17 protein-coding genes are annotated in these 25,390 nt (G+C 73.6%); 13 read left to right on the top strand and 4 right to left on the bottom strand.

Translation table 11 applies throughout. The annotated features are described in order from the left end of the window. Positions 1–233 precede the first annotated feature (233 nt). The 7 genes from ACZ5ID_RS31325 to ACZ5ID_RS31295 all read left to right on the top strand — a co-directional run bounded on the left by ACZ5ID_RS31325 (position 234) and on the right by ACZ5ID_RS31295 (position 8,723). Complete coding sequence (locus ACZ5ID_RS31325; RefSeq protein ID WP_468904614.1) at positions 234–1,400, top strand: mandelate racemase/muconate lactonizing enzyme family protein; 1,167 nt, start codon at positions 234–236, stop codon at positions 1,398–1,400. Next, entirely contained in the window at positions 1,397–2,470 is a 1,074-nt protein-coding gene (locus ACZ5ID_RS31320) for a zinc-dependent alcohol dehydrogenase (protein WP_468904612.1), read from the top strand. The genes ACZ5ID_RS31325 and ACZ5ID_RS31320 overlap by 4 nt, the downstream gene beginning before the upstream one ends. A 125-nt stretch (positions 2,471–2,595) precedes the next feature. Further along, the gene (locus ACZ5ID_RS31315) at positions 2,596–3,591 is read left to right on the top strand and encodes a hypothetical protein (protein WP_468904610.1); all 996 of its coding nucleotides are present in this window, start codon (positions 2,596–2,598) and stop codon (positions 3,589–3,591) included. 5 nt (positions 3,592–3,596) lie between these two features. Then, the gene (chvE, locus tag ACZ5ID_RS31310; protein WP_468904608.1) at positions 3,597–4,706 is read left to right on the top strand and encodes a multiple monosaccharide ABC transporter substrate-binding protein; all 1,110 of its coding nucleotides are present in this window, start codon (positions 3,597–3,599) and stop codon (positions 4,704–4,706) included. Beyond that, complete coding sequence (mmsA, locus tag ACZ5ID_RS31305; RefSeq protein WP_468904606.1) at positions 4,703–6,298, top strand: multiple monosaccharide ABC transporter ATP-binding protein; 1,596 nt, start codon at positions 4,703–4,705, stop codon at positions 6,296–6,298. The genes chvE and mmsA overlap by 4 nt, the downstream gene beginning before the upstream one ends. 5 nt (positions 6,299–6,303) lie before the next feature. Further along, entirely contained in the window at positions 6,304–7,539 is a 1,236-nt protein-coding gene (gene mmsB / locus ACZ5ID_RS31300; RefSeq protein ID WP_468904603.1) for a multiple monosaccharide ABC transporter permease, read from the top strand. Positions 7,540–7,571: 32 nt separating this feature from the next. Then, positions 7,572–8,723: an aldose epimerase family protein gene (locus ACZ5ID_RS31295; protein ID WP_468904601.1), complete on the top strand. Its 1,152-nt coding sequence runs from the start codon at positions 7,572–7,574 to the stop codon at positions 8,721–8,723. Between the two features lie 30 nt (positions 8,724–8,753). On the opposite strand, the gene ACZ5ID_RS31290 is transcribed toward ACZ5ID_RS31295, so the two are convergent. The 4 genes from ACZ5ID_RS31290 to ACZ5ID_RS31275 all read right to left on the bottom strand — a co-directional run bounded on the left by ACZ5ID_RS31290 (position 8,754) and on the right by ACZ5ID_RS31275 (position 12,112). Further along, positions 8,754–9,596 (bottom strand): SMP-30/gluconolactonase/LRE family protein, encoded by an 843-nt coding sequence (locus ACZ5ID_RS31290; RefSeq protein WP_468904599.1) that lies wholly within the window; start codon positions 9,594–9,596, stop codon positions 8,754–8,756. Further along, positions 9,593–10,363 carry an IclR family transcriptional regulator gene (locus ACZ5ID_RS31285; RefSeq protein WP_468904597.1) on the bottom strand — a complete coding sequence of 257 codons (771 nt, stop codon included), beginning with the start codon at positions 10,361–10,363 and terminating at the stop codon, positions 9,593–9,595. The genes ACZ5ID_RS31290 and ACZ5ID_RS31285 overlap by 4 nt, the downstream gene beginning before the upstream one ends. 195 nt (positions 10,364–10,558) lie before the next feature. Then, complete coding sequence (locus ACZ5ID_RS31280; protein ID WP_468904594.1) at positions 10,559–11,206, bottom strand: carbonic anhydrase; 648 nt, start codon at positions 11,204–11,206, stop codon at positions 10,559–10,561. Positions 11,207–11,323: 117 nt separating this feature from the next. Then, positions 11,324–12,112, bottom strand: coding sequence for a class I SAM-dependent DNA methyltransferase (locus ACZ5ID_RS31275; protein WP_468904592.1), 789 nt, complete (start codon positions 12,110–12,112; stop codon positions 11,324–11,326). A 510-nt stretch (positions 12,113–12,622) separates the two neighbouring features. On the opposite strand from ACZ5ID_RS31275, the gene ACZ5ID_RS31270 reads away from it, so the two are divergent. The 6 genes from ACZ5ID_RS31270 (at position 12,623) to ACZ5ID_RS31245 (ending at position 25,346) form a co-directional block, all read left to right on the top strand. Beyond that, positions 12,623–13,960 (top strand): MFS transporter, encoded by a 1,338-nt coding sequence (locus tag ACZ5ID_RS31270; protein WP_468904590.1) that lies wholly within the window; start codon positions 12,623–12,625, stop codon positions 13,958–13,960. A gap of 78 nt (positions 13,961–14,038) precedes the next feature. After that, complete coding sequence (locus tag ACZ5ID_RS31265; protein WP_468904585.1) at positions 14,039–15,334, top strand: condensation domain-containing protein; 1,296 nt, start codon at positions 14,039–14,041, stop codon at positions 15,332–15,334. Positions 15,335–15,547: 213 nt separating this feature from the next. Beyond that, positions 15,548–18,706, top strand: a complete 3,159-nt coding sequence (locus tag ACZ5ID_RS31260; protein WP_468904581.1) for a non-ribosomal peptide synthetase — start codon at positions 15,548–15,550, stop codon at positions 18,704–18,706. After that, a complete protein-coding gene (locus ACZ5ID_RS31255) occupies positions 18,706–20,601 on the top strand; it encodes a non-ribosomal peptide synthetase (protein WP_468904579.1) in 1,896 nt (631 codons plus the stop codon). Before ACZ5ID_RS31260 ends, ACZ5ID_RS31255 begins: the two co-directional genes overlap by 1 nt. A 1-nt stretch (position 20,602) precedes the next feature. Next, positions 20,603–22,411, top strand: coding sequence for a non-ribosomal peptide synthetase (locus ACZ5ID_RS31250; RefSeq protein WP_468904577.1), 1,809 nt, complete (start codon positions 20,603–20,605; stop codon positions 22,409–22,411). Further along, positions 22,401–25,346, top strand: a complete 2,946-nt coding sequence (locus ACZ5ID_RS31245; protein WP_468904575.1) for a condensation domain-containing protein — start codon at positions 22,401–22,403, stop codon at positions 25,344–25,346. The genes ACZ5ID_RS31250 and ACZ5ID_RS31245 overlap by 11 nt, the downstream gene beginning before the upstream one ends. Positions 25,347–25,390 lie beyond the last annotated feature (44 nt).

Genomic DNA, 25,390 nt, shown 5'->3' with positions numbered 1-25,390 from the left:
TTCTGCATTTCGTCGCCACTGTGTCGCCGGGAGCATTCCGCTTCCGCCGCCCCGGCGTCAACACCCACGAGCCGGCCCGACGGCCGCGCGGAGCGCGCCACCTGCCCCGACTCGGAAACGGTTCCCGCGTGACCCATTGACACCCGCCACCGCGCGTCATTACCGTCACGCCAACATTTCGAACGCGTGACGAAATATCGAACGGTACGGCCGCAGCCTCGGGAGCAACTGCCTTGCGAATCACGGGAATCAGCACACACGTCGTCGGGACGCCCTGGCGCAACCTCACCTACGTCCAGGTCCACACCGACGAGGGCCTCACCGGAGTCGGCGAAACGCGCATGCTCGGCCACACCGACGCGCTCCTGGGCTATCTGCGCGAGGCCGAGACCAACCACATCGCGGGCTCGGACCCGTTCGCCGTCGAGGACCTGGTGCGCCGGATGAAGTACGGCGACTACGGGCGCGCCGGCGAGATCGTGATGTCCGGTATCGCGGTCGTCGAGATGGCCTGCTGGGACATCAAGGGCAAGGCGCTCGGCGTCCCCGTCTGGCAGCTGCTCGGCGGGAAGGTGACGGACCGCGTCAAGGCGTACGCCAACGGCTGGTACACCACCGAGCGCACCCCCGACGCCTACCACAAGGCGGCCCGGGCGGTCGTCGAGCGCGGCTACCGGGCGCTGAAGATCGACCCCTTCGGCACCGGCCACTTCGAGCTCGACCACCAGCAGACCCGGTACGCCGTGTCACTGATCGAGGCCGTACGGGACGCGATCGGCCCCGAGACCGAGCTGATGCTGGAGATGCACGGGCGGTTCTCCCCCTCCACGGCGGTGCGCCTGGCCCGCGACCTCGCCCCGTTCGCGCCCGCCTGGCTGGAGGAGCCGGTGCCGCCGGAGAACCTCAAGGCCCTGGAGAAGGTCGCCGCCAAGGTGGACATCCCGGTCGCGACCGGCGAACGCATCCATGACCGCATCGAGTTCAGGGAGCTCTTCGAGTCGCAGGCCGTCGACATCATCCAGCCCGATGTGGGCCACATCGGCGGCATCCTGGAGACCCGCAAGCTCGCCGCCACGGCCGAGACGCACTACATGCTCGTCGCGCCCCACAACGTCGGCGGCCCGGTCCTCACCGCCGCCAGCCTCCAGGTCGCGGGCTGCACACCGAACTTCAAGATCCTGGAGCACTTCAACGACTTCGCGGACGCCGAGATCAAGAAGGTCGTCAAGGGTGCCCCGCAGGTCGTCGACGGCTACTTCGAGCTGTCGCACGCCCCGGGCCTCGGCGTCGAGCTCGACGTGGACGCGGCGGCCGAGTTCCCCCAGCAGCAGGCCCGGTTCGACCTCTGGGCGGAGGGCTGGGAGAAGCGCGCCCCCAAGGCCTCCGGAGCGACGGGATGAACGACCACGGGACCAAGGGCCCCCCGGGCGGCGCCCCGCCGGACGCCGGGGCCCGGGCGACCAGCCGCGCCATCGTCGTCGACGCACCCGGCACCCACCGCCTGATCACCGTGCCGCGCCCCCAGGCCGGCCCCGGCGAGGTACTCGTCGAGGTCGCCGCCGCCGGGGTCTGCATGAGCGACCGCGAGGTGTACGAGGGCCGGCGCGCCCCCGACTACGTGCGCTACCCCGTCACCCCCGGCCACGAGTGGTCCGGGACCGTCGTGGCCGCCGGGGCCGGGGTCGATCCCGCGCTGGTGGGCCGCAAGGCGGTCGCCGAGGGGTTCCGCTTCTGCGGGACCTGTGAGCGGTGTCGGAGCGCGGAGACCTCCCTGTGCGCCGCCGCGTACGCGGAGACCGGCTTCACCCACCCCGGCGCCTTCGCCGACCACGTGGTGGTGCCCGCCCGGCTGCTGCACCTGCTGCCGGACGACGCGGATCTGCGCGGCGCGGCCCTGCTGGAGCCCGCCGCCGTGGTCGCCGCCGCCGTACGGGCCGGTGCGCCGGAGGCGGGCGAACGAATCGCGGTGGTCGGGGCGGGAACGCTCGGGCTGCTCGCGGTCCAGCTCCTCGCCGCCTCCTCCCCCGCCGAGCTGACCGTGATCGACCCCCGGCTCGAACGGGCCGAGCTCGCCTGCCGCATGGGGGCGACCGAGGCCCGTACGCCCGTCCACTCCGGCGAGGCGCACGGCTACTACGACCTGGTCGTGGAGACGGCCGGCGCGCGCACCACGGCCGCCGACGCCTGCCTCCTCGCGCGGCGCGGAGGCCGGGTCGTGCTCACCGGGATGTTCACCGAGGGCGCGCTGGGCATCGACCCGGTGCACCTGTCGGTGAGTCAGCTCACCGTGCGGAGCGTCTTCGGCGCCCCCTCGGCCGCCTGGTCGTTCGCCGTACGGGCGTACGGCGCGGGCCTCATCGACCCGACGGAGCTGATCACGCACGAGTTCCCGCTGGAGCGGTACACCGACGCCCTCGCACTGGTCGGAGGCGGTGACCCGAAGACCGGAAAGGTGCTGCTGCGCCCCTGAGACGCGTCCGCGCTCCCAGGGTGCCGCGGCCCCTTTCCACCCCCTGTGACCCGAACCTCGTTCGATATATCGAACAAGCTGGACTCTTCCGTACGCGCTCCCCTCCCAGTACAAGGAACCCGCCTGTGACCGACGCACCAGCCACCGACCCCCGTCCGGGCCCCGAGGGGCCCCGCCGACCCGGCGAACCGGCCCTGGCCGCCCTGGGTCTGGGCGCGCCCCGGGGCAACCCCGCCGACTCCTCCCCGCACACGTTCCCCGACGGGGGCACCTGGCGCACCGAGATCCCCTCCGTGGAGGGCCCCGAGGCGCTCGCCGTCGTCCTCAAGGAGGCCTCCCGCCTCGACGTGCCCGTGCACCGCGTCAGCCAGGGCAGCGGTGTGTGGATGCTCTCCGACGCCGAGATCACCGAGATGGTGGAGGGCTGCGCCGAACGCGACATCGAGCTCTGCCTGTTCACCGGGCCGCGCGGCACCTGGGACGCCGGCGCCTCCGTCCGTACCGACTCGGGCGGCGCGGGGCTGCGCGCCCGGGGCCACGACGCGCTGGCCGGATGCGTCGAGGACGCCCTGCGCGCCGCCGAGCTGGGGGTGCGCTGTCTGCTCGTGGCGGACGAGGGCGTGCTGTGGAGCCTGCACCGGATGCGCGAGAGCGGCCTGCTGCCGGCCGGGACCACCCTCAAGGTGTCCGCGCTGATCGGCCCGGTCAACCCGGCGTCCGTCGCCGTCTACGAGCGGCTGGGCGCCGACTCCGTCAACGTCCCCTCCGATCTGACGGCCGCCCACTTCACCGAGGTCAGGCGCGTCTCCGGGGTGCCCATCGACCTCTACATCGAGGCGCCCGACGACCTCGGCGGCTATGTGCGGATGTACGAGGCGGCCGAGCTGATCCGCCGAGCCGCCCCGCTCTACCTCAAGTTCGGCCTCTCCAGGGCGCCCGGCATCTACCCCTACGGCGCACATCTGCGCGACCTCGCCCTGCAGACCGCCCGCGAGCGGGTCCGCCGGGGCCGGCTCGTCCTCGACCTGCTCGCCCGCCTCGGCGCCGACGACGGTATGTCCCCGCTCGGCTCCCGCCTTCCCGGCTCCCTGAACCGCTTCCCCGCGAACCCGAAGGACTGATGACCATGCGCCGCACCCGACCAGTCGCACTCGCTCTCGTCGCGGGAGCCCTCGCTCTCGCCCTCACCGCCTGCGGACAGGACAGCGAGGGCGGTGGCAAGGCGACGCCCAAGGGCGGCAAGGGGGCCACGATCGGCATAGCCATGCCGACCAAGTCCTCCGAGCGCTGGATCGCCGACGGGAACAACATGGCCCAGCAGTTCCGGGCGCTCGGCTACAAGACCGACCTCCAGTACGGCGAGGACAGCGTCGACCAGCAGGTCGCCCAGGTCGAGAACATGATCACCAAGGGGGTGGACGCCCTGGTGATCGCGGCGATCGACGGCCGCGCCCTCAGCGACGTCCTCAAGCAGGCCGCCGACCAGCACATCAAGGTGATCTCCTACGACCGCCTCATCCTCGGCTCCCCCAACGTCGACTACTACGCCTCCTTCGACAACGAGAAGGTCGGCGTGCTCCAGGCGACGTACATCGTCGACAAGCTGGGTCTGAAGAACGCCCAGGGCGGCAAGGCCTTCAACATCGAGCTGTTCGCCGGCTCGCCCGACGACAACAACACCCGCTACTTCTTCCAGGGCGCCCTGAAGACCCTCCAGCCCTACATCGACAAGAAGCAGCTCGTCGTCCGCAGCGGCCAGACCCGGCTCAACCAGGTGACCACCCTCCGCTGGGACGGCGCCACCGCGCAGAAGCGCATGGACGACCTGCTGACCAAGGCGTACTCCAACGAGCGGGTGGACGCCGTCCTCTCCCCGTACGACGGGATCTCCATCGGTATCCTCTCCGCCCTGCGCTCCGGCGGCTACGGCACCGCCGCCAAGCCGTACCCGGTCGTCACCGGGCAGGACGCCGAGGTCGCGTCCGTGAAGTCCATCATCGCCGGGGACCAGGCCCAGACCGTCTACAAGGACACCCGGGCCCTGGCCAAGCAGGCCGTGCAGATGGCCGACGCGGTGCTCACCGGCAAGACGCCGCAGGTCAACGACACCAAGACCTACGACAACGAGAAGAAGGTCGTGCCGGCCTTCCTCCTCAACCCGGTCAGCGTCGACAAGTCCAACTACCAGTCGGTGCTGGTCGACTCGGGCTACATCAAGGCGAGTGACCTGAAGTGAGCAGCCCGAACAAGGGGGCCGGAGGGAACAGGGGGGACGCGGGGGCGCCCATCCTGGAGATGCGCTCCATCGTCAAGACGTTCCCGGGCGTCCGGGCGCTCTCCGACGTCTCGCTCACCGTGGCGCCCGGTGAGGTGCACGCCATCTGCGGCGAGAACGGCGCGGGCAAGTCCACCCTGATGAAGGTCCTCAGCGGCGTCCATCCGCACGGCAGCTACGAGGGCGACATCCTCTTCCAGGGCGAGCTCTGCGCGTTCAAGGACATGCGCGCCAGCGAGGCGCGCGGCATCGTCATCATCCACCAGGAGCTGGCCCTCGTCCCCTATCTCTCCATCGCCGAGAACATCTTCCTCGGCAACGAGCACGCCACCCGGGGCATCGTGAGCTGGAGCGAGACGCTCAAGCACGCGGCGCGGCTGATGAAGCGGGTGGGGCTGCGCGAGCATCCGCAGACCCGGGTGGCGGACATCGGTGTCGGCAAGCAGCAGTTGGTGGAGATCGCCAAGGCGCTCTCCAAGGAGGTCCGGCTGCTGATCCTGGACGAGCCGACCGCCGCCCTCAACGACGAGGACAGCGCCCATCTCCTCGACCTCATTCTGGAGCTCAAGGCGCAGGGCATCGCCTCGATCGTCATCTCGCACAAGCTCAACGAGATCTCGGCGGTCGCCGACTCGGTCACCGTCCTGCGGGACGGCAGGACCATCGAGACGCTCGACGTGAAGTCCCCGGAGACCACCGAGGAGCGCATCATCCGCTCCATGGTCGGCCGCGACCTCGACCACCGCTTCCCGCCGCGCACCCCCTACGAGGGCGACCCGGGTGCCCACCCCGCCCTGGAGGTGCGGGACTGGACCGTGCACCACCCCATCGACCAGCAGCGCAAGGTCGTCGACGACGTCAGCCTGCATGTGCGGCGGGGCGAGATCGTGGGCATCGCGGGGCTGATGGGCGCCGGCCGCACCGAACTGGCCATGAGCGTCTTCGGCCGCTCCTACGGCCGGGGCATCAGCGGCACGGTGTGGAAGGACGGCCAACGCATCCGTACGAAGACCGTCCCCGAGGCGGTCGCCCACGGCATCGCGTACGTCACCGAGGACCGCAAGCACTACGGCCTCAACCTCATCGACACCATCAGCCGCAACATCACCCTGGGCGCCCTGGACAAGGTGTCCCGGCGCGGGATCGTCGACGAGCACGAGGAGCGGCGGGTCGCCGAGTCGTACCGCACCTCCATGGGCATCAAGGCCCCGACCGTCTTCGAGCCGGTCGGGCGCCTGTCCGGCGGCAACCAGCAGAAGGTCGTCCTCAGCAAGTGGATCTTCGCGGGTCCCGATGTGCTGATCCTCGACGAACCCACCCGCGGCATCGACGTGGGCGCCAAGTACGAGATCTACACCGTCGTCGACCAGCTCGCCGCCCGGGGCAAGGCGGTCGTCTTCATCTCCTCCGAACTGCCCGAACTCCTCGGCATGTGCGACCGCATCTACACGATGGCGGCCGGCCGGCTCACCGGCGAGGCCGCCCGCGCGGACGCGACCCAGGAAGTCCTGATGCGCCTCATGACCACGAACGACACCACGAACAAGAGGTAGCCGATATGGGTCCGGTCACCACCGACGCCGCCCCCAGCCCCCCGAGGACTCCCGAGCCGCCGCGCTCCGCCACCGGAGCGCTGCTCCTCGACGCGGCCCGCCGCAACATGCGCCAGTACGGGATGCTGGTCGCGCTCGGACTGATCGTCGTGCTGTTCCAGATATGGACCGACGGCGTCCTGCTCAAGCCCAACAACGTCACCAACCTGGTGCTGCAGAACAGCTACATCCTGGTCCTCGCCATCGGCATGGTGATCGTCATCATCGCCGGCCACATCGACCTGTCCGTGGGCTCACTGGCGGCCTTCGTGTCGGCGGCGTGCGCGGTGATGATGGTGGAGCACCATGTGCCCTGGGTGCTCGCCCTGGTCGTGGCCCTCGCGATCGGCGCCGTGGCGGGCGCCTGGCAGGGGTTCTGGATCGCGTACGTGGGCATCCCGTCCTTCATCGTGACGCTCGCCGGGATGCTGCTCTTCCGGGGCGGCACGCAGATCCTCCTCGGCTCCCGCTCGCTCGGCCCGTTCCCCGAGGGCTTCCAGAAGATCTCCACCGGATACCTTCCGGAGGTCGGGCCCGACACCAACTACCACAACCTCACCCTCCTGCTGGGGCTCGCCCTCACGGCTGTCGTCCTGATCCAGGAGGTGCGCTCCCGGCGGCGCGAGCAGGCGTACGAACTCGACGTGCTGCCCCGCGGTCTGTTCCTCACCAAGTGCGTGGCGATGGCCGCGGCCGTCCTCGCCTTCACCATGACCCTGGCCAGTTACCGGGGCGTGCCCGTGGTGCTGCTCCTGCTGGCCGCCCTGCTCATCGGGCTGGGCTTCGTGATGCGCAACGCGGTCGTGGGACGGCATGTCTACGCGCTCGGCGGCAACCAGGCCGCCGCGAAGCTCTCCGGCGTCAAGGACAAGCGCGTCACCTTCCTGGTCTTCGTGAACATGGGCGTCCTCGCGGCGCTCGCCGGTGTCGTCTTCGCCGCCCGGCTGAACGCCGGCACACCCAACGCCGGCGTCAACTTCGAGCTGGAGGCCATCGCGGCGGCCTTCATCGGCGGTGCCTCGATGAGCGGCGGCGTCGGCACGGTACTGGGCGCGATCATCGGCGGCCTGGTGCTGGGCGTGCTCAACAACGGTATGTCCCTGGTCGGCGTCGGCACCGATTACCAGCAGGTCATCAAGGGCTTCGTCCTGCTGGCCGCGGTGGGCTTCGACGTCTGGAACAAGCGCAAGGTCGGTTCATGACATCCCCTCAACCATCTGGAGGACCAGTGGAGATGAACGCCAGCAGACGTACGGTGATGGCCGTCGGCCTCGCGGCCGGTGTGGCGGCGACCACGGGCCTGGGCACCGCCCACGCCGCGTCGGGCCGCACCCCCACCAGGACGCTCTTCGGCACCCTTGAGGACGGCACGCCCGTCCACCGGTGGACCGTCACCAACGGCGGTGTCCGTCTGGAAGTGCTCTCCTACGGCGGGATCGTGCACCGCCTCGACGTGCCCGACCGGCACGGGCGCACCGCCAACATCGCTCTCGGCTTCGACAACCTCGCCGACTACGTCGCCAAGTCCCCGTACTTCGGCGGTCTCATCGGCCGCTACGGCAACCGCATCGCGGCGGGCAGGTTCACCCTCGACGGGCAGTCCTACCAACTGCCCCTCAACGACGGCGCGAACAGCCTGCACGGCGGCACCAAGGGCTTCGACAAGCAGATGTGGCACGTGGAGCCGTTCACCCGCGGCTCCCGCAGCGGCCTCGTGCTCTCCCGGATCTCGCCGGACGGCGAGATGGGCTACCCGGGCACCCTGAAGGTCCAGGTCACGTACACCCTCACGGCGCGCGGCGAGTGGCGGATCGACTACGAGGCCACCACCGACCGGGCGACCGTCGTCAACCTCACCAGCCACACCTACTTCAACCTGGCCGGCGAGGGCAGCGGCCCGGTCTACGACCACACCCTCGAACTGGCCGCCGCCCGCTACACCCCGGTCGACGCGGGGCTCATACCGACCGGCGAACTGGCCCGCGTCTCGGGCACCCCGTTCGACTTCCGGCGGACGAAGCCGATCGGCCGCGACATCCGCCAGGGCCACCAGCAGCTCCTGTACGCCAAGGGGTTCGACCACAACTGGGTGCTGGACAAGGGCAGGACGGCGGAGCCCGAGTACGCGCTCACGCTGGCGGAGCCGCACTCCGGCCGGGTGATGAGGATGTTCACCACCGAGCCCGGCATGCAGTTCTACAGCGGCAACTTCCTGGACGGCACGCTGAAGGGCACCTCGGGCCACATCTACCGCCAGGGCGACGCCCTCTGTCTGGAGTCCCAGCACTTCCCGGACTCGCCCAACCACCCGGCCTTCCCGTCCACGGTGCTGCGCCCGGGGCGGACGTACCGGTCGTCGACGGTGCACGCCTTCTCGACGCGCTGAGCCCTCGCGGGTACCGCCTTCCGCCCGGTGTCAGCCGGCGAAGGCGGTACCCGGCATCCCGCGCCCGATACCGGGCAGCACCAGCAGCGCCCCGCAGAGCGGGTGCGGCCGTCGCAGACCGGTACGGGCGCTCGTGATGTAGAGGTCCGTGAGGTCCGGGCCGCCGAAGGCACAGGCGGTGGGGCGGCGCACCGGCAGCTCGACCACCAGGTCGAGCGTGCCGTCCGGACCGTAGCGGCGCAGGGCGCCCCCGTCCCAGAGCGCCACCCACACCCCGCCCTCCGCGTCGACGGTGAGTCCGTCGGGGAAGCCGTCCTCGTCCCCGATCAGCGCGAACGGCCTTCTGTCGTGGGCCAGGTGCCCGTCGAAGTCGAAGACGTCGATCCGCCGGGTCGGGCTGTCGACGTAGTACATGAGCCGCCCGTCGGGGCTCCAGCCGGTGCCGTTGCTGACCGTGACCGGGCCGGGCACCGCCGTGGCCGCGCCGTCCCCGGTGATCCGGGTGAGGGTGCCGCCGCCGGTCGCCTCGTCGTAGCGCATCGTGCCCGCCCACAGGGCGCCGTCCGGTGCGACCGCCGCGTCGTTGCCGCGCCGACCGGGCACGGGGTCGCGCAGCAGCCACGAGAACGCGCCCTCGGGGCCGTAGAGCCCGACGCCGTCGCGGAGGTTGACGACGAGGCCGCCACCCGCGCGCGGCTTGGCGGCGCCGACGTGCTGTCCGGTCGCCATGACCGTGCGCCGGCCGCTGTCCGGCTCGTAGGTGTGGATCCGCGACGCCAGGATGTCCACCCAGACCAGCCGGCCGCTCGCCGGGTCCCAGGTGGGTCCCTCGCCGAGCTCCGCCTCCTCCCGTACCGCCACGTCCAAGATCATCGCGCGCCCCGGTGGCCGAGCCGCACGGACAGGTCGCCGGCGCCCTTCAGCGCCAGCTCGGCGAGCTCCGCCTCGCGGGCCTCGGTCCACCTGATCATCGGTACGGAGATGGACAGCGCGGCGACGACCCGGCCCGCGCTGTCGCGGACGGGGGCGGCCACACAGCTGACGTCCGGGTTGGACTCCCGGTGCTCGACGGCGGTGCCCCGGGCCCTGATCTCGGCGAGCGCGGCCCGCAGCGCGGCGGGGTCGGTGATGCTGTCCGGGGTCATGGCGACGAGCTCGCCATCCGCGATCCGGGCGTCGAGCTCCGCTTCCGGGAGTGAGGCCAGGAGCATCTTGCCGACGGAGGTGCAGTGGGCGGGCAGCCGACGGCCGGCCGCCGAGACCATCCGTACCGCGTGGGTGGAGTCGACCTTGGCGATATAGATGACGTCGGTGTGCTCCAGGATGGCCACATGGACCGTCTCGTCGCAGGTCAGGGCCACCTCGCGGGCCACCTGCTGCCCTTCGGCGGCGAGGTCCAGCTGTTCGGCGTACCGGCTGCCGAGCTGGTAGGTGCGCACCCCCAGCCGGTAGCGCCCCGGCTGTCCGGGCGCCGCCGCCAGGTAGGAGCGGGCGGCCAGTGTGGTGACCAGTTCATGGACCGTCGTCCGCGGCAGACCGAGCCTGCGCATGACGTCGGGCGCGGAGAGCGGCGCTTCGCTCTCCAGGAAGAGTTCCAGTACGTCCAGCGCCCTGGCCACCGCCGGCACGAGTCGCCCCATGGCCGCCACCCCACCCTCCGTGTTCGAAACTCCGGTCAACGACCGGAATGACGAACACAGGCTATCTACAGGGCGGTTCGGGGGGCAATGGGGCCGCCCCCCGGGTGACGGCCGAATCGGGGCTGGGGCGTGTTGCGAAAGTGGCGCCGTCCGCCCGGAGGGGCAGGCGGGACTTCCGCAACACGCCCCAGGGGGTCAGGCGGAGAGAGCGGTGGTTTCCGCCGTGTCGGGGATTCCGTGCGAGGTGACGAGGCGGGCGCTGCCCTCGGAGAGCTGGTAGGCGAGGCCCACGACGCCGGTGTGGCCGGTGGCGACCTGGTCCGCGAGCACCCGGGAGCGGTCCAGGAGCAGGTCCACGGTGTGCTGTATGTGGGCGTCGATGTGGTCGCTGTCCGAGGTGAGCCCGGCGGCCCGGGCGGCCAGCACGCTCGGGGTGACGCGCTCGACGACGTCCCGGACGTATCCGCCGGCGGGCAGTCCGCCCTCGACGGCGGCGCGGGCCGCCGCGACGGCGCCGCACGAGTCGTGCCCGAGGACCACGACGAGGCGGCAGTCCAGCACGCTGGTCCCGTACTCGATGCTGCCCAGGACCTCCGGGCCCAGGACGTGGCCGGCGGTGCGGACCACGAAGAGGTCACCGAGCCCCTGGTCGAAGATGATCTCGGCGGCCAGCCGTGAGTCGGAGCATCCCAGCAGCACCGCGAACGGCTTCTGCGCCGGCGCCAGCTCGGCCCGGCGCGCGGCGTCCTGGTTGGGATGGCGCGGGGCCCCGGCCACGAAGCGCCGGTTTCCGGCGAGGAGGGAGTCGAGGGCGTCGGCGGGAGACACGGGAAGGGAAGTCATGTCACCAGACTCTACGAGGCGAGGGACGTCGCCGCACGGGCCGGGGGGCCGGGCCGTCCACGCGCGGTTGACGTCCCCCGCGCCCCGTACGAGGCCCCCGGTGTCGCTCGCGGGCCGTCAGGCGGTCCGGTGGGTGACGCGGATCTTGGACTGGCCGTGCCTGCGGGTCTCCCAGTCGTCCATGAACCGCGCGGCCAGACCGTGCTTCTCGGCGAGCGCGACGAGCGTGGAGGTGCGGTAGTAGAAGTCCTCGCGCAGCACCTGGTGCTCGGCGCCCTCGGTGCGGTCGAAGGTGAAGTCGAAGAGGCCGTCGGGCTTCAGGACGCGCCCCACGTGTGCGAAGCACTCCTCGATGACCTCGATCGGGGAGTGCGAGAAGACGCTGTGGGCGTGGATCACGTCGAAATGGGATTCCGGCAGGAAATCGAAGGTCAGGTTCCGGGTGATCGTCAGATGGGGCAGCTTCTCCTGGAGTCCTCGGGACGTCAGGGTGTCCTTCGCCGCGATGAGGATGTCGGGGGATATGTCGATGCCGTAGTAGTGCCCCGGCTCCAGGTAGTCGATGAAGCGCCAGCCGGCCCGCAGGTTTCCGCACCCGATGTCCAGCATGCGCTGGTCGGGGCGGAGCCCGTGCTCCCGCAGGTAGGCGAACTGCATCTCGCCCAGCGCCAGCCACCGGTCGTGCGACTTGCTGCCGACGGCCGCCTCGGGGCTGCGAGCGGCGTCGGAGGCCATCACGGCGCGGTAGTAGTCGACGTGGTCGGGGTGCTTCAGCCGCAGCCAGGTGTCTCTCGCCGTTCGCTTGATGTGCGGGGCGATCCGGTCCGGATGCGTGAGCGCGTAACGCACCTTGTGCGTCACCCGCGCCCTGTTGACCACAACCGATCTGGCCTTCTTCTCCGACATACGAGCCCTTCCCTGGACGGAACCCCCGTGTGCGGATTCCGTGTGTGCGGCGTCAACGGAATCGACCCTAGGGAGGCCGGAGCGGCGAGTAATCCCTCGTACGGCCGAAGCCGGGGAGTCCTCCTCAGGTGCCATGTCCGCCGGAAGGACGAGGTGGACGACGGCGGGCCGCACCGGGCGGCTCCGCCCCCGGACGGGCGCAACACCCGCATTCGCTCCATAACTGACGGAATAGACGATTCCGCTACAAGCCGGTCGTCCGTGGCGGTTTTCGGCCAGGATCGCGACCATCACTCCGTGTGCAGGTTACCCGGCCGTCCCCCGCTCCGCTTCCCGAAGCCACCGGCGTGCGGCCCTTGCGCCGTGCACACCGCGTGGCAGGAGTTCATGCGGACTTACCGTGAGTTCGCCGAAAATTCTTACGCGTTTCTGACAACAGAAGACAAGACTCGACCGAAACTGACCGCGATCCTTTGACTCCGGATCGGCGCCTCGGTGAAGGTCGTTCACATGTCCCTCACATCCGGAGCCTCCACGGGCAGCCCGATGCGCCGACGCGATTTCCGGATGCTGCTCGCGGGAGCGGCAGCCGGACAACTCGGCGCCCAGGTCACCCTGGTGGCCCTCCCCCTGGTGGCCGTACTCGAACTCGACGCCTCGGCCTTCCAGGTAGGCCTGCTCACGGCCGCGGAGACCGCCGCCTTCCTCCTCGTCGGACTGCCGGCGGGCGCCCTCACCGACCGGATGCGCAAGCGTCCGTTGATGATCCGGGCGGACCTGGTGCGGGCGGTGGCGATGGCCAGCATCCCCGCCGCCGCGCTCGCCGACGCCCTGACGATGGCCCAGTTGTACGCCGTCGCGCTGATCACGGGCGTGGCGACGGTGTTCTTCGACGTCGCCCACCAGAGCTTCCTGCCGCAGATCCTGCCGCGCGAGGAGCTCATGGCGGGCAACGGCGGTCTGGAGACGGTGCGTTCGACCGCGCAGGTGGGCGGACCGGGGGTGGGAGGCGGGCTGGTCCAGCTCGTCGGGGCCCACCTCGCGGTCCTCGCCGACGCCCTGGGCTATCTGCTCTCGGCCGTGTTCCTGCTGCGCATCCGGCAGCCCGAGGAACCGCCCGCGATCGCCGCCGACGCGTCCCTGCGCAAGGACATCGGCGAGGGCATCCGCTTCGTCACCGGCCATCCGCTGCTGCGCGTCATCGCCCTCACCACGGCGCTGGGCAACCTGTGCATGGCCGTCCTCATGGCGACGCAGACCGTGCACCTCGTCCGCGTCGTCGGGCTGGAGCCGGGCGCCCTGGGACTGGTGCTGTCCGCGTCCGCCATCGGCGGGCTCCTGGGCGCCCTGTGCTCCGGACGGCTCGCCGCCCGGTGGGGACAGGCCCGGCTCATCCTCTGGTCGGTCCTGCTGAGCGGGCCGTTCGCCCTGTTCTGGCCCCTGTCGGGACACGGCACCCTCGGGGCGGCCCTGTTCGCCGCCGGATCGGCGGGCATCTCCTTCGGCGCGGTCGTCTACAACATCGCCCAGGTCAGCTTCCGCCAGGGGCTGTGCCCGCCGCACCTGCTCGGCCGGATGAACGCCACCCTGCGCTTCCTGATGTGGGGCACCCTGCCGCTCGGCGCACTCCTGGGCGGCACCCTCGCCGAGGCCTTCGGCCCGCGCACCGCGCTGGCCTGCTGCGCCGCCGGCTTCCTCGCCGTCCCGCTGCCGCTGCTGCTCTCCCCGCTGCGCCGGATGCGGGACCTGCCCGAACCGGAGGACCCCGGCGCCCCCGTACCCGCCGCACCCGGCGAGGACCCGGCCGTGGAAGGCGACGGACGGCCCGCCCCCACCCCCTCCCGCTGACCCCCGGGCGCCCGGTCGCCTCTGCCGCGCCGCCGCACCCGCGACACCCCCGGCCCACCACGACAGAACGAGGATTCCGTGCCCAGCATCACGAGCCAGTACCTGGCCCGCTACCGGCGGATCACCGCCGACGCCGGGTCCGGCACCCTGCTGCCCGTCACCGGGGCACAGCGCCGCTTCGCGCTGGTGCGCTCGCTGGACCCGGCCGGCCGCCCCGACGTGGTGCCGATGTTCTTCGCCTTCCCGTACGGGACCGTCGACCCCGAACGGTTGCGGGCAGCCGCCCGCGCACTCGCCACCCGGCACACCGCCCTGCGCTCGCGGCCCGCCGTCGTGCGCGGCACCCCGGTCCTGCGTGTCGGGGAGCCGGACGTGCCCGTCACCCGCCCGGCCGCCGCGCCGGGCGAGCGCCCCGCCGACACCCTGCGCCGCGCCCTGGCCGCCTGGGACCCGCAGGCCCCGCCCCTGCGGCTGTTCCTCGCCCGCGACGAAGAGGGCCGCACCGAGGACCTCCTCGCCGTCGCCCTCGACCACGCCGTCTGCGACGGCCGGTCGCTGGCCCGCATCGCCGACGAACTCGGCGCCGCGTACACCGAGGCCCAGACCGGTTCCCGCGTCGCACCCGAGGAGACGGAGGCCGAACTCGCCGCCTACCGCGAGGCGGTCCTGCTCCAGCTCGCCGCCGAGGAACGCGCGGACACGCCCGGCGCCGCCGCCCACTGGGCGGACCGGCTGCGCGCCGTACGGGCGCACGCCCCGCTGCCCCGCCCGGAACGTGTTCCCGTCGGCGCGCTGCCCACCGGCTCGGCCGAGGCCCGGCTGCCCGCCCACGAGGGCGCCGTCCCCTTCCCCGGGCTGCTCGACGCCTGCCGCGCCGCGGCGGAGGCGCTGTACGGCCCGGACCGCGCCGTCCCGCTCGGCTACCCGTGGGGCGGCCGTCCCGTCGGCGCGGAGCCCGTCGTCGGCTGCTTCCTCAACACCGTCGTCTTCCCCGCCGCCACCGGACAGGGCTCCACGCCCGAGGCGACGGCCGACGCCTGGTGGGACGACCTCGACCGGGCCGACATGCCCTTCGACGCGGTCGTGGCCGCCGCGCGGGCCGCCGGTACGGACTGGAACGGCGCGCTGGACGGACTGCTGACCGTCGACGACGACAGCCGCCGCCCGCCCCTGCGCCTGGCCGGTGTCGAGGGCCGCGAGGTCCACGTCGACGGCAGACCGGTGCGCGGTCCGTTCGCCGTATCCGTCACCCAGGGCGCCGGGATCGGGCTGCGGATGGTGTGGGACCGCGCGGTCCTCGACGACGCCGCCGCCCACCGGGCCTTCGACGCGCTCACCCGGGCACTGCGCCCGGTGGCCCGCACCACCGGCTGACCCCCGGCCCACGGCACGCCAGGGGCGGCCTGCGGCGAGCACGTCCTCGCGGCACGCCCCCCTGGCGACCGGTGCCCCCGCAGCACCCGTCGCGCCCCGGACCGCACACACCTGCCCACGGCCCCGCACAACCCGCGGAGCCGCCCGTACGACCGCGCCCGGCACCACCGTGACCGGACCGCGAACCGCCCCGACGACCCCCAGGGACCGAACATGCTTCCCCTCTCCGCCTCGCAGGAGATCGTCTGGCTGCACGAGCAGATGCAGCCCGGCAGCCGTGCCTACAACTTCACCGCCGCGCTCGACCTGTGGGGCCCCCTCGACGCCGAGGCCCTGCGCGAGGGCCTGGCCGCCACCCTGGCCCGCCACCCGGGCCTGCGGCTCGAACTCGTGGACCGGCCGGGATCGGTACCGGGGCAGCGGGTCGCGCCGCGGTGCGAGCCCAGACTGCACACCGCCGACCTCAGCGGCGAGGACGACCCCGAGACGGCCTTCCAGGACCTGCTGCGCCGCGAGGCCGAGACACCGCTCGACACCTTCGAGGCGCCGCTGATCCGCTGGACGCTCGTCCGGCTCGCCGCGCGGCACCACCGGCTCGTCCACGTCGAGCACCATCTGATCCACGACGGCCACTCCTTCGCGATCCTGCTCGACGACGTCTTCCGCACCTACCGCGCCCGCGTCACGGGGGAAACCCTCACGCTCCCGCCGGCCCCCTCGTACGCGGACCACGTACAGACCCGGGCCGGCGCCGCCCTCGCCCCCGAGTCCCTGGAGTTCTGGCGGACCGTCCTGCGCGACCAGCCCCACGACCTGCCGCTGCCCGGCCTCACCCGGCCCGGCGCCCGCCGGCGGCACCACGGCGGCCAGCTGCGGCAGACGATCGGCGCCGACCTCGCCGAACGGCTGCGCGCCCACGCCCGCGAGCGCGGGCTCACCCCCTTCGCCACGCTCCTGGGGCTGTTCGCCGAGCTCCTGCGCCGCCACAGCGGTCGCTCCCGGATGGTCATCGGCACCGCCGTCGGCAACCGGCCGCTGGGGTACGAGGACGCGGTCGGCATGTTCGTCAACACCATCCCGCTGCCCCTCTTCCTGGACGCCACCCTCCCGGCCCAGGACACCATGGACGAGGTCACCGACACCCTCATCCGCGCCCTGCCGCACCAGGACGTACCGGTCCAGGAGCTGACCCGGGCACTGGGCCTGCACACCTCCGGCGCCGACAACCCGCTCTTCTCGGTCATGTTCAGCGCCCACGACGCCCCGCTGCCCGAGATCGACCTGCCCGGCCTGGACATCACCCTGTTCGAGGGGTTCAACACCGGGACCACCCGCTTCGACCTGGACGTGGTGCTGCTGCCCGACGACCGGCGCGGCGTCACCACCCGCCACGGCGCGCCCGGCATGACCCTGGTGTGGGACTACGACGCCGACCTGTTCGGCGAGGACGTGGCCCGGCTGCTGTCCGGCCGCTTCCTGGACCTGCTGCGCGCCTACCTCGACGCTCCGGGGGCGCCGTTGGCCGACCTGGCGCCCGCCGCGGTGGAGCCCGCCGCCGAGGCCGCGCCCGTGCCGTCCGGCCGCGATCTGCTGGATCCGGTGGCCGCCCACCACCCGTCACTGCCCGCCCTGCTGTGCGGGCCGCGCCGGGTGACGTACGGCGAACTGGACGAGCGGGTCGCCTCGCTCGCCGGGCGGCTGCGCGCCGCGGGGGTCGGGCCGGGGCAGCCCGTGGCGGTCGTCCTGCCCCGTGGCGCCGACTCGGTCACCGCGCTGCTGGCCTGTCTGCGTACCGGCGCGGTCTACTGCCCGCTCTCCCCCGCCGACCCGCCCGCCCGTACCGCCCTGCTGCTCCAGCGGCTCGCCCCGGCGCTCGTGCTGACCGCCGAGGGCGGCCCGGACCTGCCCGACGGTCTGCCCGCGGCCCGGATCGACGCGCCCGTGCTGCCCCGCGCCCACGCGGCCGACGTCCTGCCCGGTGCCACCTACGTCATCCACACCTCCGGCTCCACCGGCACGCCCAAGCCGGTCGCCGTCGGCCGCGCGGCCCTGGAGCACCATCTGACCGCGACCGCCGACCGGTTCGCCCTGACCAGCGCCGACCGCGTCCTGATGTTCGCGCAGCCGTCCTTCGACGTGGCGCTGGAGGAGGTGCTGCCCACCCTGCACGCGGGCGCCTGCCTGGTGATCCCCGAGCACGAGGTGCCCACCGGAACCGAGCTCGCCGAGCTCCTCGCCGCCGCCCGGGTCACCGTCGCCAACCTTCCCACCAGCTACTTCCTGGCCACCCGCGAGGAGCTGCGCCCCGCACTGCGGGAAGAGAGCTGGACGCCCCGGCTGCTGGTCCTGGGCGGCGAGCGCCTGCCCGCCGAGACCCTGCGCGGCATCCTCGCCGACACCGACGCCACCGTCCTCAACGCGTACGGCGTCACCGAGGCGGCCATCACCTCCACCGTCCACGAGGTCTCGCGCGAGGCCCTGGCCGAGGGCGCCGAGATCCCGCTCGGCACCGAACTGCCCGGCGAGCGCGTCCACGTCCTGGACGCCCACCACCGCCCGCTGCCCGTCGGCGCCGTCGGTGAACTGGCCATCGCCGGACCCGGCCTGGCCGAGGGCTACCCCGGCAACGCGGAGGTGACGGCCGCCCGGTTCCGCAGCGTGGACGCGCTCGGCGGGGAGCGGGTCTACCTCACCGGCGACCTCGGCTACCGCGGCCTGGACGGTCTGCTGTACTTCCTCGGCCGTCGCGACAACCAGGTCAAGCTGCGCGGGTACCGCATCGAGCTGGAGGAGATCGAGGCGGCGGCGTCCGCCGCGCTCGGCGGGCGGTCCTGCGCCGTCGTCCTGGACGCGGAGAGTGCCGCGGCGCCCCGGCTCGTGGGCTTCTTCGAGGACGGCGCCGGCCTCGCCGACGTGGACGAGAAGGCGCTGCACACCGAGTTGAGCCGCCGGCTGCCCGGGGCCCTCGTGCCCGCCCGGTGGGCCCGTCTGGAGACGATGCCGACCCTCGCGGGCGGCAAGCCGGACCGTACGCTCCTCACCCGCCGCGCGGTCGCCCTCGACCCGGCGGCCCCGGCCGCGCCCGAAGCCGCGACCTCCGCCGGGGACACGGAGACCGTCGCCGTACCGGACGACCCGATGACGGCCCTGCTGGTGAACGGCTGGCGCGAGGTCCTGGGCCACGGCCGCTTCGACACCGGCTCCCACTTCTTCCACATCGGTGGCCACTCGCTGCTGGCCGCCGAGCTGGCTGCCTGGCTGGAGCCGCACCTGGGCGCCCGCCCGCCGCTGAAGGTGCTCTTCCGCAACCCCGTACTCGCCGACCAGGCCGACGCCCTCGCCGCCACCGCCCCTCTCTCCACGGAGTCGTGATGATCCAGTCCCCCGCCCTCACCGACACCGCCCCCGCGACCTCCGGCGCCGGCACCCCGCCGAGCATCGCCCACGGCCCCGCCGCCGAACCGACCGCCGTACTCGCCCGCTTCGAGGAGTGGGTCCGGAGCGCCCCGCAGGCCCCCGCCGTCATCGACGGCACACGCACCTGGACGTACGAGGAGCTCAGCGCCGCGGCCGAACGCGTCGCCGCCGCGCTGCGCGAGCGCGTACGGCCCGGGGACCTGGTCGGGGTCTGCCTCGACCGGTCCACCGCGCTGGTGGTGACCGCCGTCGCGCTCGCCCGGATGGGCGCCGTCTATCTGCCGCTGGGCCCGCGCCCCGGCGAGCGCCGCACCCAGGCCGTCACCGAGGACCTCGACGTCGCCTGCCTCGTCGGCGACCCGGACGTCCTGCCCCGGGCCCACCAGGACGGGGAGCACATCGCGCTGGCCCTGCCCACCGACGGCGTGAACGCGCCGGGCGGCCCGGTGGCCGCGTTCGCCGCCCGCCCCGAGGATGCGCGGCGCGCGCCCGAGGGCGCCCTGTACGCCGTGCTCACCTCCGGTTCGACCGGCCGCCCCAAGGCGGTCGCGGTGGCCGAGGCCTCGCTGTCCGTGGCCCTGGACTGGTACCGGGAGGCCACCGCCCTGGCACCCGGCGACCGCCAGTCGCTGCTGATCGGCGTCGCCTTCGACCCGCATCTGCTGGAGCTGTGGGCCGGGCTGACCTCGGGCGCCGCCCTGGTCCCGGCCCCCGACGACACCCGCTGGGACGCGGCCCTGCTCACCGACTGGTGGCGCGAGGCCGCCGTGACCGTGTGCGTGGCGGCGACCCCGACCGTCGAGCCGCTCCTCGACCGGCCGTGGCCCACGGACCTCGCCCTGCGCCACCTCGTCGTCGGCGGCGACCGTATGCGCCGGCGCCCCGGACCGGACGTCACCGCCACGGTCCACAACGCCTACGGCCCGGCCGAGGCGACCGTCCTCACCACCACGTACGCGATGCGCGCCACCGACCCGGCCGCCGGCGAGACGGCTCCGCCGCCCATCGGTACGCCGCTGCCGGGCGTCACCGTCGTCGTCACCGGCCCCGACGGCGACCCCGTCGCCCGGGGGCAGGACGGTGAACTGCGCCTCGGCGGCCACTGCCTGGCGCTCGGCTACCTCGACCCCGAGCTGACCGCGCGGCGCTTCACCACGGCCCCCGAGCACCCGGAGCCGGCGGCCACCGGCCGCCTGTACCGCACCGGCGACCGGGTGCGCATGGGCGCGGACGGCGTTCTGGAGTTCCTCGGCCGCCTCGACAGCCAGGTCAAGATCAGCGGTGTGCGCGTCGAACTCGCCGAGGTGGAGGCCGCGTTCGAGGAGGACGCCCGGGTGCGCACCGCCGTCGTCACCGTGGCGCGCGACGGCTCCGGCCTCGCCCGGCTGATCGCCCACCTCAAGCCCGCCGACGCCGCGCCGCCCGCGCCCGCCGAACTGCTCGACGCGGTCCGTGCCTGGCTTCCCGAGCAGGCCGTCCCCGGCGTCGTACGGTTCGTCGACTCCTATCCACTGGACGCCAACGGCAAGGTGGACCGGGCCGCCCTGGCCGCCCAGGCCCCCTCCCCCGCGCCGCCCTCGGCCCCGGCCGACGCCCTGACCGGGGCCACCCCGGGAGAGCGGCTGGTCCTCGCGACCGTACGCGAGCTCCTGGGGCGGCCCGAGACCGTACTCGGCGACAACTTCACCGACATCGGCGGCACGTCCGTCGTCGCCGCGCGGCTGCTGGCGGTCGTCGAGCGCGAGAGCGGTGTCCGCCCGCGCGCCCACGAACTGCTGCGCAGCACCGACCTGGGCGCCTTCGCCGCCCTCCTCGACCAGCGGTGGACCCCGCGACCGGCAGGAGCCTGAGATGACATCCACCCCCGCACACCGCACCGCCGCCGCGCTGCCCGACCTCGTGGCCCGGCACGCAGCCCGCACCCCCGACGCCCTGGCCGTGGTCGACGGCGACACCACCCTCACCTACTCTCAGCTCGACCGGGCGGGAAGCGCCCTCGCCGCGCATCTGCGCGAGCACGGGGTGGTGCCCGGCGACCGCGTGGCGCTGCTGACCACCCGCTCCGCCCGCACGGTCGTCGCGCAGCTCGCCCTGTGGGGAGCCGGCGCCGTGTGCGTACCGCTCGATCCCGCCCAGCCCCGGCCCCGTACCGAAGGGATGATCGCCGACGCGGGAGTCACCCTCACGCTCGGCGACGCCAAGCTGCTGGACGCCGCCGGACTCAGCGGGCCCGTCCTCGCCCTGCCGGAGACGCCCCTGAGCGGCGGCCCGTCGGCCGGTGGCGCCGCCGCCGACAGCCCGGCCTTCATCATGTTCACCTCCGGCTCCACCGGCCGCCCCAAGGGCGTCACCATCGCGCACCGGGCCGTCGCGGAACTGGTCACCGCGCCCGAGTACGTCACCGTCACCGCCCGCGACCGGGTGCTGTTCCACTCGCCGATGACCTTCGACGCCTCGACGTTCGAGGTGTGGACGGCGCTCGCCAACGGCGCCGCGGTCGTGGTGTGCACCGTGCCCCGGCCGTCCCTGGAGGACCTGGCCCGGCACGTCGAACGCCACGGCGTGACCGTGGCGTTCTTCACCACGGCACTCTTCCACCAGCTCGCCGCTCGCCGCTCGCGGGTCTTCGCCCAGCTCCGCTCGGTCGTCGTGGGCGGTGAGGCCATGGCCGCCGGCCACGCTCGCGATGTGCTGACCGCCTTCCCCTGGCTGGAACTCGTCAACGGCTACGGGCCGACCGAGACGACCACCTTCGCCACCGCACACACGGTCACCGTGCACGACTGCGACGCGCCGCCGCCGATCGGCCGTCCCATCGCCGGGGCCACCGTCCACGTCCTGGACGCCGACGGCCTCCCGGTTCCCGACGGCGGGCGGGGCGAGCTGTGGGTCGGCGGCACCCGGCTCGCCGACGGCTACACGGGCCGGCCCGAGCTGACCGCCGAGCGCTTCGTCGACCACCCGACCGCCGGACGCCTCTACCGCACCGGCGACCTCGTCTCCGCCCGCCCCGACGGCGTCCTGGACTTCCACGGCCGCAACGACGACCAGATCAAGGTCCGCGGGTTCCGCATCGAACCCGGCGAGGTCGAACACGCCCTCCGTAGCGAGCCGGACGTGGACGACGCCGCCGTCACGGTCGACGGCCCGGGCACGCCCGAGGCACGTCTGGTCGCGTTCGTCGTCGCCGCGCCCGGCCGGGTGCCCACCGCCTCCGCGCTGCGCGGCCGGCTCACCGCCGTCCTGCCCGCCCATCTGGTGCCGGACGCCCTCACTTTGGTGGAGCGGCTTCCGCTGACGCCTTCCGGCAAGGTCGACCGGCGCGCGCTGGCCCACCGCCCGCAGACCGCCCAGGAACCGGCCGAGGCGCCGGCTCCGGCGATGACCCCGCTGGAGCAGGCCGTCGCCGAGGTGTGGAGCCGGTCCCTGGGCAGCGAGGTCACCCACGGCGAGGCCGACTTCCTCGCCCTGGGCGGTCACTCCCTGCTCGCCCTCGCCGTCACCGACGACCTGCGCGAGGAGCTCGGCGTGGAGCTCGCCCTGGCCGACTTCTTCGCCGCCCCGACCGTCGCCGCGCAGGCCGCCCTGATCGAACGGGCCCTGCTGTCCGCCCACAGCGACCTCCACCCCCGCACCCCGGAGCACAGCGATGCCCACTGACGCCGACCCCACGACCCGAGCCGAACAACAACGGCTCCAGCTCGAACTGCTGCGCAGGGCCCGCGCCGGCGCCGCCCGGCGCTCCCCGGCCGTCCCGGCCGGCACCGCCCCCGGGTCCGGCCGTCTGCCGCTCTCCCGCGCCCAGCGCCGCATGTGGCTGATGGAACGGCTCGGCGGCGCGGGCGACTCGTACCACGTCCCCTTCGCGACTCGGGTGCGCGGCCCGTTCGACGCCGCCGCGCTCGCCACCGCCCTGCGCGCGCTGGTGGTCCGGCACACGATCCTGCGCACCTGTTACGGAGAGAAGGACGGCGAGCCCTTCCAGGAAGTGCTTCCGGCCCCGACCGCCGTCGCCGTGCCCGTCGTCGAGGCCGACCCGGCCGACGCCCCCGCGCTGCTGCGGGAGGAGGCGGCCCGGCCGTTCGACCTCGCGGCGGGCGAGGCGGTACGGGCCCGCGTCCTGCGCCACGCGGAGCAGGACCACACCGTACTGCTGACGTTCCATCACATCGCCATCGACGGCGGCTCCCTGGAGACCGTGGCCGACGAACTCGCCGCGCTGTACACCGCGGCCGTCGACGGCTCCGGTCCGGCCCTCCCCGACGCGCCGCCGCAGTACGCCGACCACGCGCGCCGCGAGCACGAGGCGATACCGGGTCTGCGGGCCGAACTGGACCGCTGGAGCGCCCTGCTCGCCGACGCCGCCCCGCCCCGGCTCCCCGCGCCCGCGGCCCCGGCGCCGTCCGACCCGCCCCGGTCGGCGGCCGTCCACACCGTGCCGCTCGCACCCGCTCTGCCCGACGCGCTGCGGAGCCTCGGTGCCGGACACCGGGCCACGCTCTTCGCGGTGTCGCTGACCGCCGCGTTCGCCGCGCTCCACCGGCTCACCGGCGACGACGACCTGGTCATCGGCGTGGCGGGCACCCACCGCGCGGGAGTCGCCATGCGCGGCCTGGTCGGTCTGTGCGTCAACACCCTGCCCGTCCGCGTCGACGCCTCCGAAGACCCGTCCTTCATCCAACTGCTGCACCGCGTACGCGACGCGCTCCTCGATGCCCAGCGGCACCGGCACATCCCCTTCGACCTCGCCCTGGAGCGCCTCGGCGCCACGGCACGCGGCGCCGACGGCACCGCGCTGGTCCGCGTCACCTGCGACGTGCTGGGCGAGCCGACGGTGCTGCGGCTGCCCGGCACCTCGCCCGAGTACGTGGACGTACCCACCGGGGGCGCCAAGTTCACCCTGTCCTACGGCCTGGCGCTCGGCGAGGCCGAACAGCCCGCGGCGCTGGTGCAGTTCGACCGCGGCGCGCTGGACGACGCCGCGGCCGAGGCGACCGTACGGGACTACGCCGCCGTGCTGGAGGCGGCGGCGGCCGACCCGGAACGCGCCCTGAGTGAGGTGCCCGGCCTCGGCGCACCTCGGGACCGGGGCACCCGGGCCGCGGCGGAGGCCCCGTCCGGGGCCGCCCCCGCCGGAAGGGACGCGCACCCGGCCGCCCAGGCCCTGCGCGCCCACCCCCAGGTCGCCGACGCGGTGGTCGTCCGGTCCGAGCAGGGGCGGCCGGTCGCCTACGCCGTCCTCGACGACAGCGCCGGACCGTCCGGCAACGAGCTGCTCGGTCTGCTGCGCCGCTCGCTCGCGCCGGAGTCCGTGCCCGCCGCGGTCACGGTGCTCGACACGCTGCCGCGGACGACCGACGGGCTGCCCGGTACAGCCGCCCCCGCCGCCCCGGCCGCCCCTTCCGGACCGCGAGCCACCGCCGTCACCGAGGCGTTCACGGCGCTGCTCGGGCTAGCCCCGCCGCCCGACGGCGACTTCTTCGAGCTGGGCGGCCACTCCCTGGTCGCCGTGCAGCTCGCCGAACGTCTGCGGGCCGGGCTCGGCCTGCCGCTCACCGGCCTCGACGTGCTCCAGGCCCGCACGCCCCGGGCGCTGACCGCGCTCCTGGACGAGCGCGCGGCCCAGCAGGCCGCGGCCAAGGCCACCGCCAAGGCCACCGCCAGGCCCGCCCGGTCCCGGGCCACCCGGCCCGGCACCGTGCTGGTCACGGGCGCGACCGGAGGTGTCGGCGCGTTCGTCCTGCGGGAACTGGCCGCCCGGGGCCGCCCCGTACTGGCCCTGGCGCGCCCCGAGTCCGCCCATCTGATCGCCGCCGAGGGCGTCGACGTGGTCGAGGGCGACCTCACCGACCTGGCCGGGCTGCGCGACGCCGTCGCGGACGCGGACGCCGTCATCCACGCCGCCTCCACCTTCACCCGGCCCGACGTGGACCTGGCGGCCATGGAGACGATGGTCGACGCCTGGCGCGGCGGCCCCTTCGTCTTCGTCAGCAGCGTCGACGCGTACGGGCATCCGCGCGCCCAGCGCGTCGTGGAGGAGTCTCCGTCCTGCGAGCCCCTGAGTCCATACGGCAGGGCCAAGGCCGACTGCGAAGCGATGGTGCTGCGCGCGGCCGGTACCGACGGGCGCGGCGGAGCGAGCGCCGTGCGGTCACCGATCGTCTGGGGCGCGCACGAGCGGTTGCGTGAGCAGTTGCGCTGGGGCGCCCTCGGCACGCTCTACCAGGCCGCCGTCCGGGGCGAGGCGATCGAGGTGCCCCGTCCCGGCACCGCCGGCCACCCCTGGTACGGCGCCGCCTGGGTCCACGCGGCGGCCCTGGCCCGTGCGGCGACGGAGTGCCTGGACCGCCCCGTCCACGGCGTCGCCAACGCGGTGAGCGGTCACGTCTCCTGGCACGACCTCGCCCAGGACCTCACGGACCTGCTCGGCACCCACGCCGAGATCCGCGAGAGCGGCGCCGTGCCCCGGGACCTCGACCACCGCTGGCACTACGACAGCGACCGGCTGGCCCGCCCCCTGCGGCCCCTGCCGGGCGAGGACCGGCGGAGCGTACTGGCCGAGATGATCGGCGGTATGACGGGCGACTCCGTCTGACCACCCGTCACTCGACGGACACGGTTGCCGTTCCCCGGGGGCTG

Source organism: Streptomyces sp. NPDC031670 (assembly GCF_055580545.1).
Note: the sequence above shows the minus strand (reverse complement) of the source record. Positions and strands in the feature narration are given on the sequence as shown.

Excerpts from the sequence above, each read along its gene's own strand:
- ACZ5ID_RS31290 (WP_468904599.1), bottom strand. The coding sequence starts at position 9,596 with ATGATCTTGGACGTGGCGGTACGGGAGGAGGCGGAGCTCGGCGAGGGA.
- ACZ5ID_RS31260 (WP_468904581.1), top strand. The coding sequence starts at position 15,548 with ATGCTTCCCCTCTCCGCCTCGCAGGAGATCGTCTGGCTGCACGAGCAG.
- ACZ5ID_RS31245 (WP_468904575.1), top strand. The coding sequence starts at position 22,401 with ATGCCCACTGACGCCGACCCCACGACCCGAGCCGAACAACAACGGCTC.
- ACZ5ID_RS31295 (WP_468904601.1), top strand. The coding sequence starts at position 7,572 with ATGAACGCCAGCAGACGTACGGTGATGGCCGTCGGCCTCGCGGCCGGT.
- chvE (WP_468904608.1), top strand. The coding sequence starts at position 3,597 with ATGCGCCGCACCCGACCAGTCGCACTCGCTCTCGTCGCGGGAGCCCTC.
- mmsB (WP_468904603.1), top strand. The coding sequence starts at position 6,304 with ATGGGTCCGGTCACCACCGACGCCGCCCCCAGCCCCCCGAGGACTCCC.
- ACZ5ID_RS31270 (WP_468904590.1), top strand. The coding sequence starts at position 12,623 with ATGTCCCTCACATCCGGAGCCTCCACGGGCAGCCCGATGCGCCGACGC.
- ACZ5ID_RS31285 (WP_468904597.1), bottom strand. The coding sequence starts at position 10,363 with ATGGGGCGACTCGTGCCGGCGGTGGCCAGGGCGCTGGACGTACTGGAA.
- ACZ5ID_RS31275 (WP_468904592.1), bottom strand. The coding sequence starts at position 12,112 with ATGTCGGAGAAGAAGGCCAGATCGGTTGTGGTCAACAGGGCGCGGGTG.
- ACZ5ID_RS31320 (WP_468904612.1), top strand. The coding sequence starts at position 1,397 with ATGAACGACCACGGGACCAAGGGCCCCCCGGGCGGCGCCCCGCCGGAC.
- ACZ5ID_RS31250 (WP_468904577.1), top strand. The coding sequence starts at position 20,603 with ATGACATCCACCCCCGCACACCGCACCGCCGCCGCGCTGCCCGACCTC.
- ACZ5ID_RS31280 (WP_468904594.1), bottom strand. The coding sequence starts at position 11,206 with ATGACTTCCCTTCCCGTGTCTCCCGCCGACGCCCTCGACTCCCTCCTC.
- ACZ5ID_RS31255 (WP_468904579.1), top strand. The coding sequence starts at position 18,706 with ATGATCCAGTCCCCCGCCCTCACCGACACCGCCCCCGCGACCTCCGGC.